This window comes from Aminobacter sp. LjRoot7, from assembly GCF_964252895.1.
GTDB lineage: Bacteria > Pseudomonadota > Alphaproteobacteria > Rhizobiales > Rhizobiaceae > Aminobacter > Aminobacter aminovorans_B.
On record NZ_CAXUPX020000007.1, the window covers coordinates 26659 to 40317 of the forward strand.

A 13659-nucleotide genomic window follows, 5' to 3' on the forward strand; every position below is an offset into this window, starting at 1 on the left:
GCGGAGGGATGATGGCTGACACGATGGTGGTTCAACGCACGCCTCGGCGTGGCGTCTGGGGATGGATGTTCTTCGACTGGGCGGCGCAGCCGTTCTTCACCGTGGTCACCACCTTCATCTTCGGACCGTATTTCGTCTCGCGCATGGCGACTGATCCCGCCATGGGCCAGGCGGCTTGGGGCTACGGCATCGCCGCCGCCGGCTTCGTCATTGCCATCCTGTCGCCAGTGCTTGGCTCGATCGCCGACCAGACCGGGCCGCGCAAGCCGTGGATCGCCTTCTTCGCCGCGATCAAGATCATCAGCCTGTGCCTGCTCTGGTATGCCGAGCCCGGCTCGCCTCTGGTGCCGATCGTCCTTTTGTTTTCGCTCGCCTCGGTGGCGGCGGAGTTTTCCATCGTCTTCAACGATTCGATGATGCCGCGCCTGGTGTCGAAGGAGGAGATCGGCAAGATTTCCAACATCGCCTGGGGCCTTGGTTACCTTGGCGGCATGATTGTGCTGATCTTCGTCGTCGGCTTCCTGGCGGCGTCTCCCGAGACCGGCAAGACCATCATCGGTGCCGCCCCGCTGTTCGGGCTGGATCCGGTGGCGGGCGAGGATGCACGCGCGACAGGTCCGATCTCGGCGCTGTGGTACCTCATCTTCATCCTGCCGATGTTCTTCTTCACGCCCGACACGGGCAAGGGTATCGCCATCCGGCCGGCGGTGCGCCTCGGGCTCGCCGAGCTCAAGTCGACGATCGGCGAGGTGCGCCAGCGCACCGGCATCTTCCGTTTCCTCGTCGCCCGCATGATCTACCAGGACGGCGTCAATGCCTTGCTTGGGCTTGGCGGTGCGTTTGCCGCGGCAATGTTCGGCTGGTCGATCACCGAGATAGGCATCTACGGCATCATTCTCAACGTCGTCGCCATCTTCGGTTGCCTCGTTGCCAGCCGGCTCGACACCAGCTTTGGTTCAAAGATCGTGGTGGTATTCTCGCTGGTGTTGCTGACGATTGCCACCATCGGCATTGTCTCGACCGGACCAGGTTATACTTTGTTTGGCATGTGGCAGATGCCTGGTGCCGACACCGGCGGGCTGTTCGGCACCCCTGCGGAAAAAGCCTACATCGCCTTTGGCCTTCTGGTCGGCATCGCCTTTGGCCCGGTGCAGGCCTCGTCGCGTTCCTACATGGCGCGCAGCGTCTCGGCCGACGAGGCCGGCCGCTATTTCGGTCTCTATGCACTGTCAGGCCGGGCGACGAGCTTCGTCGCGCCCTTCGTGGTCGCGACGGTTACCGCCCTGAGCGGCTCGCCGCGCCTCGGCATGGCGATGATCATCATCTTCTTCGTGATCGGATTGGCGGTGCTGCTGCGCACGCCCTATCCGGCTGATGAGGTGGAGTAACCTCTTCCTTCTCCCCTTGTGGGAGAAGGTGTCGCCGAAGGCGGCGGATGTGTTGGAGGAGGCGGTGCGTCTCAAGCTTCAGCGCTGCCGCTCGTTTGGCAATGCCTCACTCCGTCCAGCACCCCTCATCCGGCTTCGCTTCGCTCAGCCACCTTCTCCCATAAGGGGAGAAGGTATCGTTGCCCTCAATGCCTGAAGTGCCGGACGCCGGTGAAGATCATGGCGATGCCGTGCGCGTCGGCTGCGGCGATGACGTCGTCGTCGCGCATCGAGCCGCCCGGCTGGATGACGGCGGTGGCGCCTGCCTCGACGGCCGACAGCAGACCATCGGCGAAGGGGAAGAAGGCGTCGGAGGCAACCACGGAGCCCTTGGTCAGCGGCTCGGCGAGGCCGGCGGCCTCCGCAGCGTCGAGCGCTTTGCGCGCGGCGATGCGGGAGGAGTCGACGCGGCTCATCTGGCCGGCGCCAATGCCGACCGTTGCCAGGTCCCTTGCATAGACGATGGCGTTCGACTTGACGTGCTTGGCGACACGGAACGCGAACTTCAGGTCTTCGATCTCGCGCTGGGTCGGCTGGCGCTTGGTGACGACATTGAGGTCGAGCGTGTCGACGACGGCGTTGTCGCGCGACTGGACGAGCAGGCCGCCGGCAACCGACTTGACCGAAAGACCGGCACGATCCGGATCGGGCAGGCCGCCTGTCACCAAGAGGCGCAGGTTCTTCTTGGCGGCGACGATGGCCTGGGCCTCCGGCGTCGCGTCAGGCGCGATGATGACTTCGGTGAAGATCTTGACGATCTCCTCGGCTGCCTCGGCATCGAGGATGCGGTTGAGGGCAACGATGCCGCCGAAGGCCGAGACGGGATCGCAGGCAAGCGCCCGGGCATAGGCCTCGGTGAGCGTGGCGCCCTCGGCAACACCGCACGGGTTGGCATGCTTGATGATGGCGACGGCGGCGGTGCGGACGGGATCGAACTCGCCGGCCAGCTCGAAGGCGGCGTCGGTGTCGTTGATGTTGTTGTAGGAGAGCTGCTTACCCTGCAGCTGGGTCGCGGTGGCGACGCCGGGGCGCTTGTCGCCGGTCAGGTAGAAGCCGGCCGACTGGTGCGGGTTCTCACCGTAGCGCATGACGCTCTGCAGCTTGCCGCCAAAGGCACGCCAGTCGGGCGTCTCGATCTCAAGCGCCTCGGCAAACCAGCCGGAGATCGCCGCATCGTAGGCTGCCGTGCGGGCAAAGGCCTTGGCGGCGAGCTTCTTGCGGAACTCGTAGGTCAGGCAGCCATTGTTGGCGACGATCGAATCGAGCACGTCCTTGTAGTCGGCCGGGTCGGTGACGATGGCGACATAGGCGTGGTTCTTGGCCGAGGCTCGGACCATGGCGGGGCCGCCGATGTCAATGTTCTCGACGATGGAGGCGTAATGGGCGCCGGAATCACGAACCTCTTCGAAGGGGTAGAGATTGACGACGACGAGGTCGATCGGCTCGATGCCATGCTCGGCCATGGCAGCGACATGCTCGGGGTCGTCGCGCACGCCGAGAAGCGCGCCGTGGACCGACGGGTGCAGCGTCTTGACGCGGCCGTCCATGATCTCGGGGAATTTGGTCAGCTCGGAGACGTCGCGGACCGCGATGCCTTCGGCCGCGATGCTCTTGGCGGTGCCGCCGGTGGAGACCAGCTCGACGCCGACATTGGTCAGGCATTTGGCGAATTCGATCAGCCCGGTCTTGTCGGAGACCGACAGCAGGGCGCGGCGGATCGGCACGAGGTCGGGTGCGGGGATCTTCTTGGAAACGACGGCCATGGGTGGCGGGCCCTTCAAAGTTGGAGCGGAAACTTTGCTTGCGGGCGGCCTAGCACATGAGGCCCGGAAATCAAGGCGCGCGGCCGCGCATGCGGCCTATTTCCCGAGGTGATACAGGCGCGTTAGCCGTCGAGACGGCTGATGATGCGCGTGCGCGAGAACTGCCAATGCACCTCGGAGATTTCAGAGGCCCTGAACGACAAGACGATCTGGCGGGAGCGGCAGGGGCCGCCGAGACCGGCAAAATAGATTGACTCCTCGACCTCGGCGGCGACATCCGGCGAGATGAACACCCAGGTGTCGATATCGGGCCCGGTCAGCACCAGCCGCTCCTTCTGGTCGCGGAACAGCTGGACGTCGGGATGGACGTGGAAGCGGATGGTGACGAGGTCGCGGCCGTCGTTCTTGATCGGCGCCTTGCCGACGCGAAGGATGCGGTCGCATCCCGACAGAATGCTGCCGCCGGCTGACAGGCTGAGCTCGCGCTCGTGATGAAGGCCGAAGCGCTGGGCGTAGCCGTCGTGGCGAGCGACGAAGCCATGGATGCCGGGCTTGTCGAGGCGCTGGGTCGGCACTGATTTCGGGCCGGCGAAAAGCGGGCTGCCGAGCACGCCGCTGACGCGCTGCGAATGGGCGAAGCTGGCCGACGAGGTGTCGTTGATGGTGACGGTGGAGTGGGCGGCGGTGGCCCGCGCCAGCGGCCTGAGGTCAGCTGCGCCATAGGTGTCGATGCCGGCATTGACGATGTAGTGCTGGCGGCCCGACGACATCTCGAAGGCGAGGCAACCAGCATGGGCCTGGTTCGACACGTCGATCGGCGGTGCGGTGCCAGTGTCGGCAATCACTGTCGTGCCGCCCATGGCGAGGCGCTCATAGCCGGAATGGGTGGCGTGCAGAGGTGGTGAGCCGGCGGTGTCGTCATGGCGCAGGATCGCCACGATGCGGTCGTGGATGGTGGCGCCCATGCCGTTGAAGCGGGCGAGGCTGCCGTCCTGGTGGCGGAAGAAGCGCAGCGCCGGCAACATGCGCTCGACGGCGTTGATCAGCGCCAGCGGCGGCTGCTCGGCCTGGTTGGCGTAGGTGTGGCGCAGCGGCAAAAGGTCGGCGAGGATCTCGAGAACCGCCATCGGGTTGCGCGAGATGTGGCCGCCGTCGGGCAGGATCTGGCGGTCGAGCTCATCAGCGAGGTAACGCGTGGCCGAACGCAGCGCCGAGACAGGTGCCGGCAATGACAGCGCGGCGAAGGCGAGTGCAACGCGCGCGCGGAGCCGATCCTTGCCGTCGGGCATCTCGGGCGACATCGACCGGAGATAGCGGATCTGCATTGCAAGTGAGCGCAGGAACGAGCGGTAGAAGGCGAACTCGGCGCCCTGCAGCACGACCGAGGAGTGCTGCAGCCAGGCGATGATGCGCTTGGCCGTGGTTGCCGGCTCCCAGGCGATGCCGGAGATGCGGCTGCCATGCAGGGCGATCCAGTCGGAAACGAGCGCACGGGCGTTGGCAGCCGCCAGCTCGGTGCCGGCGGCGCGCATGTGGCGCAGCCAACGGAAGCCATGCAGGCTGCGCTGCCAGCCGCGATTGGGCACGTCGATCAGGAAGGGCGACTGGCCGCCCGTCTCGACCAGATGGCCGGAGAGCGGAAAGCGGCCGTAGTAGATTTCGAGCGCGATTTGCGGGTCGGCCAGACGCAGGTCGGGCGGCGCGATGAGCACGCGTTCGGGCGTGCGCCCGGAGTAGCGCCAGCTGTAAGCCGGCCCGGCGCGCAAGCGCCGGCGCGTCTTACGCCAGAACTCCTTGGCAACAAGTGCCCAGAGACGCGTCGTGCTGTCCGCCGCGATCGACAATACCCCTCCTGACGCGACCCCACGTCGTCACACAAATTAGGTTGTTTCAATGGTGGGCGCGAGGGTGAATTTTCCGTAAACGCCGTGTTGATCAGGCGATGCGGCGGAACCTCGCTGCAAAGAAGCCGTCGAGGCCGGAGATTGCGGGATTGTCGAGGTCGAGGCCTGCCGGCGTGGTGCGCAAAAAGCCGGTGGCGGTGACGAAATCGTCGATGCCCGTGACCTCGCCTGTGCGAATCGGGTCGAGCTCGACCTTGCCCTTGTGCTCCGCCAGGAAGCCGGCAACGAGCGCTTCACCCTCCTCGGGATCGAGCGAGCAGTTGGAAAAGACGATCCTGCCGCCCGACTTCACCAGCTTGACCGCTCGGTCGAGCAGGGCGCGCTGGACGCCGGCGAGCTTGGTGATGTCGGCGGGCGACTTGGTCCACAGCACGTCTGGGTGGCGGCGGACCGTGCCGGTGGACGAGCATGGCGCGTCGAGCAGCACGGCGTCGAACAGCTCCGCCGGCTCGTAAGCGAGGATGTCGGCATTGACCTTGTCGGCGTCGAGGCCAAGGCGCTCGAGATTGCCGGCAAGACGGGCAAGACGATTCTTCGAGGCTTCGACCGCCGTGACCTTGGCGCCAGTAAGCACAAGCTGCGCCGTCTTGCCGCCGGGAGCGGCGCAGAGATCGGCGACGCGCTGGCCTGAGACATCGCCGAACAGCTTTGCGGGCAAGGCGGCGGCGGCGTCCTGGACCCACCAGGCGCCTTCAGCGAAGCCTGGGAGTTCGGCGACCGGGCCGGAGAGGCGCTCGATGCGGACTGAACCGGTGGGCAGTACGATGCCGCCCAGCTGCTCGGCCCATTTGGCCGAATCCGTCTTGGCGGTGAAATCGACAGGGGCCTCGACGCGATGGGCGGCGAGGATCAGCTTTGCCTGGTCGGGACCGTAGGCAGCCGTCAACCGATCGACGAACCAGTCCGGCGCGTCGCTGGTCGTTGCCAGCATCTCGGGTAGCTCGGCATCCTTGGCGCGGGCAAGGGTGCGCAGCACGCCATTGACCAGGCCGGAGAAGCGCACGGTGCGCGGGTCGGCCTTGGCGTGGGTTACGGCGAGGTCGACGGCAGCGCTGTCGGGAATATCGAGGAACAGGATCTGGGCCGCGGCGACATGCAGGATGTGGGTGAGAACCGTCGCGTTGGCCGGCAGCGGCTTTTCCAGCCGGCGCGCCAAAAGCTTGGCAATGGTGACGCGATGGCGCAGCGCTGTGGCCAGGATGGCGCGGACGAGCCCGCGGTCGCGCATGTCGAGCGCGCGGAACTGCGGGTGGCCGTGCTCATGATCGGTCAGGCCGTCGAGCGGGGTCTTGGCATCGATTGTCGCGGCAAGCAGGCGGGCGGCTGCCATGCGCGCGGCGATGCCGGGAACGTCGGGAACGGTGGACGGGCGGCTGCCCTTGCCGTCATTGTTGCGAGCGCGGTTTCGCTTGGGGTCGCGCTGGCCGCCGCTCACGACCTTGGGCCTTTCGGCCCGGTCGGATTGCGGCCCCACGGACCGGACGGACGTGGCTGCTCGGGTGCGGCCTGCTCGGCAGGGCGACCGCCCCATGGACCCTGCTGGTCGGAAGGCGCCGAACGCTGCGCCGTCGGCTGAGGTGCCGTGCGCTGGGCTGGACGACCGACACCCTCGTTCGCCATCGCCTGCAGGGCAGCGATGCGGTTTTCTGTATTGGGGTGGGTCGAGAAAAGATTGTCCATGCGCTCGCCGGATAGGGGATTGATGATGAAGAGGGGAGCCATCGCAGGATTGCGCTCGGCTTCGGGGTTGTGGATGCGTTCGACGTTGCGGGCGATCTTGTCAAGGGCCGAGGCGAGCCAGAGCGGATTGCCGCAGATCTCGGCGCCGCGCCGATCGGCCGAATATTCGCGGGTACGGCTGATCGCCATCTGCACCAGCATGGCGGCAAAAGGCGCCACGATCATCGCCACCAGCACGCCGATGAAGCCGAGCGGATTGTTGTTGTCGCGGTTGCCACCGAAGAAGAAGGCGAAGTTGCCGAGCATCGAAATCGCGCCGGCAAGGGTCGCGGTGACGGTCATGATCAGCGTGTCGCGGTTTTCGATATGGGCGAGCTCGTGCGCCATCACGGCCGCGACCTCTTCATGGCTGAGACGCTGCAACAGGCCGGTGGAGGCGGCGACGGCGGCATTCTCGGGATTGCGGCCGGTGGCGAACGCATTGGGCTGCGGGCTGTCGATGAGGTAAACCTTGGGCATCGGCAGGCCGGCATTGGCGGCAAGGCCACGCACGATGGCGTAATATTCGGGCGCATTGCGCTCGTCGACCTCGACGGCGTTGTTCATGCGCAGGACCATCTTGTCGGAGTTCCAGTAGCTGAACAGGTTCATGCCCGCTGCGACCAGGAAGGCGATGGTCATGCCGCCGGAGCCGCCGATCAGGTAGCCGACGCCCATGAACAGCGCCGTCATGGTCGCCAGAAGCATCGCCGTCCGCATCATGTTCATCGTTCACTCCGTCCTTTTCCGCACGCGCCAGGGTCGATCACGGCTGTGCGCTTCGCTATATGATGGGAGAGACGAGGGTGCGTTTCAATCATTTCCGAGGAATCCCATGGACGACACCAAACCGCAGACCGATCTGGAAACGCCTGCGCCAAAGCAACTTTCGCCGGCGGCCAAGCGTGCCCTGGCTGAAGCCGAGGCACGCCGCGAGGCCTACAAGGCCGAGGAAGCCAAGCTGCCGCGCGAGATCGGCGGACGTGGCGGCAAGGAGCCCGGACGCTATGGCGACTGGGAGATCAAGGGCCTGACCAGCGACTTCTGACGCAGTTGGCGTTCCTTGCGCGGCTGCGATGGAACCGAAATCGCGAGCCGTTCGTTTTCCCAAGGATTGCGCAAGGAGCTGCCATGACCAAGATGATTTCGGGACTCATGCTTGCTGTGTTGCTGGGTGCCATGCCGGCGCAGGCCCAGACCAAGGAACCGGCGGTGCCACCACAGAATTCGCTCAAGCTGTCCGAGATCATCGCCAAGATCGAAAAGCGCGATCAGTTCAACTACATCTCCGAGATCGATTGGGAGAGCGAGGGCTATTACGACGTGACCTACTACACGTCCGACAAGGCCAAGGTGGAGATCAAGATCGATCCGGTCAGTGGGCCGAGGATGTAGGTTCGCGCTGGGCTCTCGGGCGCGCCTCAGGAATAGCGGGACAGGTGGCGTGGGTGCCCCGATCTGGCACATGCTCGGTGTGCCGAAGTGAGGCGGCGCAGTCGGCGCTGCCATAGTCATGGTGAATGGGCCGTAAAGAAGGCGGCCACCGAGTAGGCCGATTAACCTGTTGTTCACCATGCGATCTAGCGATTTGATTGAAAATCAATGACTTGACGCCGTGATGCCGCTTGGCCTGCCCAAATGGGCCGCCGCGGCCAGTTTCCTGCTTTGCCCTGCCAGAGGCACACAGGCGGCGGGGCGGGACATGCGGAAATTTCAGGGACTAGCACGGGCGGCAAAGCGTTTCGCCAGCGACAGCAGCGGCAACTTCGCCATTCTGGGCGGTCTCACCATTTCCATGCTCGCCATGGCGGCCGGCTTTGGCGTCAACGTGGCCCAGCTTCACAATGTCAAATCGGGCCTGTCGCAGGCAGTCGATGCCGCGGTGACGTCGACCGCTCGGGATCTGACCACCGGCAGGATCAAGCTCAAGGACGCGGACAATACGGTCCGGGCTTTTCTCGAGGCCAATTCCAGCCGGTTGCTGGCGCCTGGCGAAAAGGTCGTGCTGAACAAGGTGGTTGTCGACAAGCTGCTCGGCACGGTGGAGGCATCGGCCTATATCGACGTCAATGTGTTCTTTCCGCTGTTCGGCACGTCCAACCGCCAGCGCGTTTCGGCGACGACTGCTTCGCTCTATTCCGACAAGCGTATCGAAGTGGCGATGATGCTCGACGTTACTGGCTCAATGGAAGGCCAGAAAATCGAGGATTTAAAGAAAGCTGCCACGAATGCGGTCAACAATTTGTTGAAAGGAGAGACGACGCCATCAGGCGAACCACGCGTGCGTATGTCGCTGGTGCCTTATGCAAATTCGGTCAATGTTGGCGATTTGGCGCAAAGCTCTGTTTTCGTGGAGACCAAAAAATCTGACCGCAAGCAAGCTCCAGGCAATACCGAGCCGAAGGCGGTTTCGAGCTCGACTCGACCCGACAATTGCGCCACCGAGCGGAAGGAACTCTACCAATACAGCGACGTTGGCCCCGACGTGTCGATGGTCAATCGTGACTTTTTGATCGACGCTTACTCCAAGGCGAACAGGGACACCCCCATCTGCCCAGGCGCAAGGGTGGTGCCGCTTACCGCCAACAAGGACAAGCTCAAGGCCGAGATCGGTGCTTTCGTGGCCTTGGGCGGCACTGCCGGGCACATCGGCATTCAGTGGGCCTGGTACACGCTGTCGGAGAATTGGGCAGGAGTGTTCCAAAAGTCCGAGCGCCCCGAAAAGGCTGACCCGGAAAAGGTATCGAAAGTCGCCATCCTGATGACCGACGGAGAATTCAACCTGTCTTATTTCGATATCGACAAATCGGATGAGGCCTACAATCGCTACGGAAAAGAAGCGACCCGCACAGCGGCCAAGACATTGTGCGAAGAGATGCGCAAAAAGGGCATCGAAATTTTCACCATCGGCTTCAAGCTCGACACCGCCGCTGCCAAAAAGACGATGAAGGACTGCGCATCGCCTGACGGCGTGGTGAAGCGCTACTTCGAGACGTCCAACGGCAAGGAACTCGACGCTGCCTTCCAGGAAATCATCCGCAACATTGAGCGGTTGGCGCTGACCAAGTAGCCGAACGAAGCCCTGAAAGGAAAAAGGCCGCCCTTCTTGCGAAGAGGCGGCCTTTCCGTGTTTCCGTCCATGGCGCGGCTCAGGCTGTCACCAGCCGCGCATCTCGCGCCTTAACGGGAAGAGTGCTTCCCGAAAGGGCAATCCGCTGAGGCCACGTTCTGGAAAACGAAATCACTCGACATCGGATCACCTCCTTTCAGTTCGTTGAACACAACATGAAGGTGGGGGCTTTCCATCGATTTGGCAAGTGCGACCATGGCACTAGACCGTTGGTACGACATCATGCGGCGAGACTGTGCTTTTCCTGGAACACCTCGCGCGCGGCGAACAGGCCGTTAAGCGCTGCCGGGAAGCCGGCATAGACCGCCATCTGCATGATCGTCTCGACGATCTCGTCGCGGCTGAGCCCGACATTCAGTCCCGCCTGGATATGCACCTTGAGCTGTGGCGCGGCGTTGCCGAGCGTAGTCAGAGCAGCGATCGTTGCGATCTCGCGCGACCTGAGGTCGAGGCCGGGGCGTGAATAGATGTCGCCGAACGGAAACTCGATGATGTAGCGGGCGAAATCGGGGGCGATGTCGGCGAGGGAATCGACGACCTTTTGGCCGCCTTCGCCGTCGATTTCAGAGAGCGCGCGTGCGCCGCGCTCGAAGCGGCTTTCGTTGCTGTTGTCCATTTGTCTCGATCCTTTTTTCTGCATCGGCGTAGCCGCCGATCTTGGCGTCGAGAACGAGGAGGTTGGCCTGGAGGTCAGCGACATGGGCCCGCACCTTGTGGCGATGCGCCTCTAGCAAGGCGCGGCGCTCGGCGTCGGTCGCCAGCCCCTGCTGACGCAAGGCGGCATAGCGCAGCATTTCGCGGATCGGCATGCCGGTGGACTTGAGCCGGCCGAGGAACTCGATCCAGGTGAGGATCGACGCGTCGTAGTCGCGCTGGCCCGATGCATCCTTGTCGGGCACAGGCAAAAGGCCGATCTGCTCGTAGTAGCGGATCGTGTAGGCGGTCAGGCCCGAGCGTTTTGCGAGTTCGCCGATCTTCATGAACAACCTGTCTCTCTACGACGCTCGCGATGCTAGGTGTTCGAGCGCACTCTAAGTCAAGGCTGTTTTTCGAGGCTGTCGGGGGCAAGGCAAACGCCCCTCGCGCGGTGGCGCGAAGGGCGCGTTGTACTGATGCTGGCTCTGCCTACTCGGCGATGTCGACAGTCTCAAAGCGGTGCGAGCCGAGCGGGTCCATCACATAGCCGCTGACCTTCTTCGACATTGGCAAGGAGACGGTCGAGTGGTCGAGCGTTGCCCAGGGGGCCTGTTCCTTGAAGATCAGCTGGGCCTGCTCGTAGAGCTTCGCGCGTTCGGCCTGGTCGACAGTCGTGCGCGCCTTCTGGAGCAGGTCCTCGAAGGGCTGGTGGCACCAGTTGGCCATGTTGGCGCCGCCGACGCCGGCGCAGGAGAAGAAATAGGACAGCAGATTGTCCGGATCGCCATTGTCGCTGGTGCCGCCGAGGATGATGGCGCCATCACGCTGCTTGTCGCGGGCGCGCTTCAGGTATTCGGCCCATTCGTAGGACACGACCTCGACGCTGACGCCGACCTTCTGGAAGTCCGACTGGATCAGCTCGGCGACGCGACGTGCGTTGGGCATGTAGGGCCGGCTGACCGGCATGGCCCAGACCTTCATCTTCAGGTCCTTGACGCCTGCGTCGTCGAGCATCTTCTTGGCTGCCACCGGATCGTAGGGATCGTCGACGACAGCGTCGTTGTAGCCCCACATCGCCGGCGGGATCGGGTTCTTGGCGACTTCGCCGAGATCCTGGAACACCGCCTGGAGAATGGCCTTCTTGTCGATTGCCATGTTCAGCGCCTTGCGCACCTCGATCTTGTCGAAAGGCGGGGTCAGCGTGTTGTAGGCGAGATAGGCAACGTTGAGGCCGGGCTTTTCCATCACCACAAGATTGGGGTCGGCCTTGAGGCCGGGAACATCGGCCGGTGCCGGGTAGGCCGCGACATGGCATTCGCCAGCCTGCAGACGCTGCATCCGCGTCGATGCGTCGGCGGTGATGGCGAACACCAGCTCGTCCAGTTTCGGCTTGGCGCCCCAGTAGGTCGGATTTGCCTTGAAGCGTACCACGGCGTCCTGCTGGTAGCCGACGAACTGGAACGGCCCGGTGCCGACCGGCTCGGAGTTCAGCTTTTCCGGCGTTCCGGCCGCGGCGAGCTTGTCGGCATATTCCTTGGACAGGATCGAACCCAGATCCATCGCCAGGTTGGAGAGGATGGAGGCGTTCGGCTGGCTCAGCACCAGCTTGACGGTGAGGTCATCGACCTTGGTGATGGCCTTGACCGTCGCCTGCATGTCCATGCCGGCATACATCTCGTAGTTCGCGCCGGTGACGTACTGGTGCCAGGGATTGTCGGTTAGGCGCTGGCGGTCGAAGGAGAACACGACGTCGTCGGCATTCATGTCGCGCGTCGGCGTGAAGTAGTCGGTGGTCTGGAATTTCACGCCGGGACGGAGCTTGAACGTGTAGGTCAGCATGTCGTCGGAGACGGTCCAGCTCTCCGCCAGACCCGGCAGCAGGTTCGTCGTGCCGTTTTCGAATTCGACCAGACGTCCGTAGATCGGCTTTGACGACGCATCCCAGGTGCTGTTGGTCGAGTAGAGCGCCGGGTCGAAACCTTCCGGTGCCGCTTCGGAACAATAGACAAGCGTCTTGGCCGAGGCCTCGGCACTGAGCAGGCCGAGTGCCGCAGTGGCGACCGAAAGACAAAGGGCAGCCCGGACCGAGCCGCGTTTCAAGGAATTCATCGGGTTTTCCCCCTTCAGGTGTTCTTGGTTGCGGGCGTGCTGGTGCAACTGCGTCAGTCGGCACGTCCGGCGCGGGTGTCGAGCCCACGGCCCGGACGCCACACGGCATCGGGCTGCGTCCACAGCACCGGGTCCATGATCAGCTTGGCGAGTTCGCGGGCCTGCAGATCAAGGAAGCGCTCGCCCTTCTCCGCGGTGCCCTTGGCCGGAACGCCCCATGTGCCGGTGTTGGGTGCGCGCTCGGAAAACGAATAGAATCGATGGGCACCATGCGGAGCCTCGTGCTTGCCGGCCTCAGTCGTGAAGGCCTCTTCGAACTTGTCCTTCTTGACCGTGTCGGGCGAGATCGCCAACATCACAGATGCCTCGCCCTCGCAGGCATGCTTGGGGCCGTTGTCGGCTTCAAACAGCGCCGCCGTCTCCGCCGGCGCCAGCATCCATGGTGTCGTGTAGACGATGGGCATGGCGAACTCGACCGCCAGCTCGCGGGTCGACATGGCCAGCGGGTCGATGTTGCCGCCATGGCCGTTGACGATGAGCAGGCGGGTAAAGCCGATTGCCTTCAGCGACCGGACGATCGACTTCAGCACGTGGAAATAGGCGGTGTAGTCGAGGCTGATCGTGCCGCCGAATGGCAGATGGTGCTCGCTCATGCCGAGCCAGAGGCCGGGGAGTACGGCCAGCGGCACATCATCGGCGACCAGGCGCGCGCCGCGCCGGGCGGCGGCCTCGGCGCTCGCCGTGTCGGTGATGACGGGCAGATGCGGGCCGTGCTGCTCGAGCGACCCGACCGGCAGGATGGCCATGGCATTGCCGCGCGCGGCGATCTCGCGCAGGTCCGGCGCGGTCATGCGCGCCCACTCAACTTCCCGTGCCATCAAAGCCTCCTGCCTCGCATGCGAAAATTATTATTCTATAGGAAAATATTTTTCCTTATTGCGCGGAATGTCAATAGTGGTGCTGGGGCGGCG

12 protein-coding genes are annotated in these 13659 nt (G+C 64.0%); 4 read left to right on the plus strand and 8 right to left on the minus strand.

Annotated features, from left to right (window positions below; translation table 11 throughout):
• The first annotated feature begins 11 nt into the window (after positions 1-11).
• The gene (locus ACSQ3E_RS19180) at positions 12-1388 is read left to right on the plus strand and encodes an MFS transporter (protein ID WP_436123916.1); all 1377 of its coding nucleotides are present in this window, start codon (positions 12-14) and stop codon (positions 1386-1388) included.
• A gap of 185 nt (positions 1389-1573) precedes the next feature.
• On the opposite strand, the gene purH is transcribed toward ACSQ3E_RS19180, so the two are convergent.
• From purH to htpX, 4 genes are all read right to left on the minus strand, one after another.
• Positions 1574-3190 (minus strand): bifunctional phosphoribosylaminoimidazolecarboxamide formyltransferase/IMP cyclohydrolase, encoded by a 1617-nt coding sequence (gene purH, locus ACSQ3E_RS19185; RefSeq protein ID WP_436123917.1) that lies wholly within the window; start codon positions 3188-3190, stop codon positions 1574-1576.
• A gap of 122 nt (positions 3191-3312) precedes the next feature.
• Positions 3313-5034: a heparinase II/III family protein gene (locus ACSQ3E_RS19190; RefSeq protein WP_436123918.1), complete on the minus strand. Its 1722-nt coding sequence runs from the start codon at positions 5032-5034 to the stop codon at positions 3313-3315.
• 91 nt (positions 5035-5125) lie between these two features.
• On the minus strand, positions 5126-6529 hold the full coding sequence (locus ACSQ3E_RS19195) for an RsmB/NOP family class I SAM-dependent RNA methyltransferase (RefSeq protein WP_436123919.1): 1404 nt from the start codon (positions 6527-6529) through the stop codon (positions 5126-5128).
• Positions 6526-7542 carry a zinc metalloprotease HtpX gene (gene htpX, locus ACSQ3E_RS19200; RefSeq protein WP_436123920.1) on the minus strand — a complete coding sequence of 339 codons (1017 nt, stop codon included), beginning with the start codon at positions 7540-7542 and terminating at the stop codon, positions 6526-6528. The genes ACSQ3E_RS19195 and htpX overlap by 4 nt, the downstream gene beginning before the upstream one ends.
• Positions 7543-7648: 106 nt before the next feature.
• On the opposite strand from htpX, the gene ACSQ3E_RS19205 reads away from it, so the two are divergent.
• The 3 genes from ACSQ3E_RS19205 to ACSQ3E_RS19215 all read left to right on the plus strand — a co-directional run bounded on the left by ACSQ3E_RS19205 (position 7649) and on the right by ACSQ3E_RS19215 (position 9883).
• The gene (locus ACSQ3E_RS19205) at positions 7649-7861 is read left to right on the plus strand and encodes a DUF1674 domain-containing protein (RefSeq protein ID WP_310320574.1); all 213 of its coding nucleotides are present in this window, start codon (positions 7649-7651) and stop codon (positions 7859-7861) included.
• 83 nt (positions 7862-7944) lie between these two features.
• Positions 7945-8208: a PepSY domain-containing protein gene (locus ACSQ3E_RS19210; protein ID WP_436123921.1), complete on the plus strand. Its 264-nt coding sequence runs from the start codon at positions 7945-7947 to the stop codon at positions 8206-8208.
• Between the two features lie 307 nt (positions 8209-8515).
• A complete protein-coding gene (locus ACSQ3E_RS19215) occupies positions 8516-9883 on the plus strand; it encodes a hypothetical protein (protein WP_436123922.1) in 1368 nt (455 codons plus the stop codon).
• A 280-nt stretch (positions 9884-10163) separates the two neighbouring features.
• Here the strand turns inward: ACSQ3E_RS19215 and ACSQ3E_RS19220 are convergent, their stop codons facing one another.
• From ACSQ3E_RS19220 to ACSQ3E_RS19235, 4 genes are all read right to left on the minus strand, one after another.
• Positions 10164-10559: a carboxymuconolactone decarboxylase family protein gene (locus tag ACSQ3E_RS19220; RefSeq protein WP_436123923.1), complete on the minus strand. Its 396-nt coding sequence runs from the start codon at positions 10557-10559 to the stop codon at positions 10164-10166.
• Positions 10507-10923 (minus strand): MerR family transcriptional regulator, encoded by a 417-nt coding sequence (locus ACSQ3E_RS19225; RefSeq protein WP_436123924.1) that lies wholly within the window; start codon positions 10921-10923, stop codon positions 10507-10509. Before ACSQ3E_RS19225 ends, ACSQ3E_RS19220 begins: the two co-directional genes overlap by 53 nt.
• Positions 10924-11068: 145 nt before the next feature.
• Entirely contained in the window at positions 11069-12688 is a 1620-nt protein-coding gene (locus ACSQ3E_RS19230) for an ABC transporter substrate-binding protein (RefSeq protein ID WP_436123925.1), read from the minus strand.
• 53 nt (positions 12689-12741) lie between these two features.
• Positions 12742-13566 (minus strand): creatininase family protein, encoded by an 825-nt coding sequence (locus ACSQ3E_RS19235; RefSeq protein ID WP_436123926.1) that lies wholly within the window; start codon positions 13564-13566, stop codon positions 12742-12744.
• Positions 13567-13659 lie beyond the last annotated feature (93 nt).

Coding starts and splice junctions, on each gene's coding strand:
- ACSQ3E_RS19180 (WP_436123916.1), top strand. CDS start 12: ATGGCTGACACGATGGTGGTTCAACGCACGCCTCGGCGTGGCGTCTGG.
- purH (WP_436123917.1), bottom strand. CDS start 3,190: ATGGCCGTCGTTTCCAAGAAGATCCCCGCACCCGACCTCGTGCCGATC.
- htpX (WP_436123920.1), bottom strand. CDS start 7,542: ATGAACATGATGCGGACGGCGATGCTTCTGGCGACCATGACGGCGCTG.
- ACSQ3E_RS19205 (WP_310320574.1), top strand. CDS start 7,649: ATGGACGACACCAAACCGCAGACCGATCTGGAAACGCCTGCGCCAAAG.
- ACSQ3E_RS19210 (WP_436123921.1), top strand. CDS start 7,945: ATGACCAAGATGATTTCGGGACTCATGCTTGCTGTGTTGCTGGGTGCC.
- ACSQ3E_RS19215 (WP_436123922.1), top strand. CDS start 8,516: ATGCGGAAATTTCAGGGACTAGCACGGGCGGCAAAGCGTTTCGCCAGC.
- ACSQ3E_RS19220 (WP_436123923.1), bottom strand. CDS start 10,559: ATGGACAACAGCAACGAAAGCCGCTTCGAGCGCGGCGCACGCGCGCTC.
- ACSQ3E_RS19225 (WP_436123924.1), bottom strand. CDS start 10,923: ATGAAGATCGGCGAACTCGCAAAACGCTCGGGCCTGACCGCCTACACG.
- ACSQ3E_RS19230 (WP_436123925.1), bottom strand. CDS start 12,688: ATGAATTCCTTGAAACGCGGCTCGGTCCGGGCTGCCCTTTGTCTTTCG.
- ACSQ3E_RS19235 (WP_436123926.1), bottom strand. CDS start 13,566: ATGGCACGGGAAGTTGAGTGGGCGCGCATGACCGCGCCGGACCTGCGC.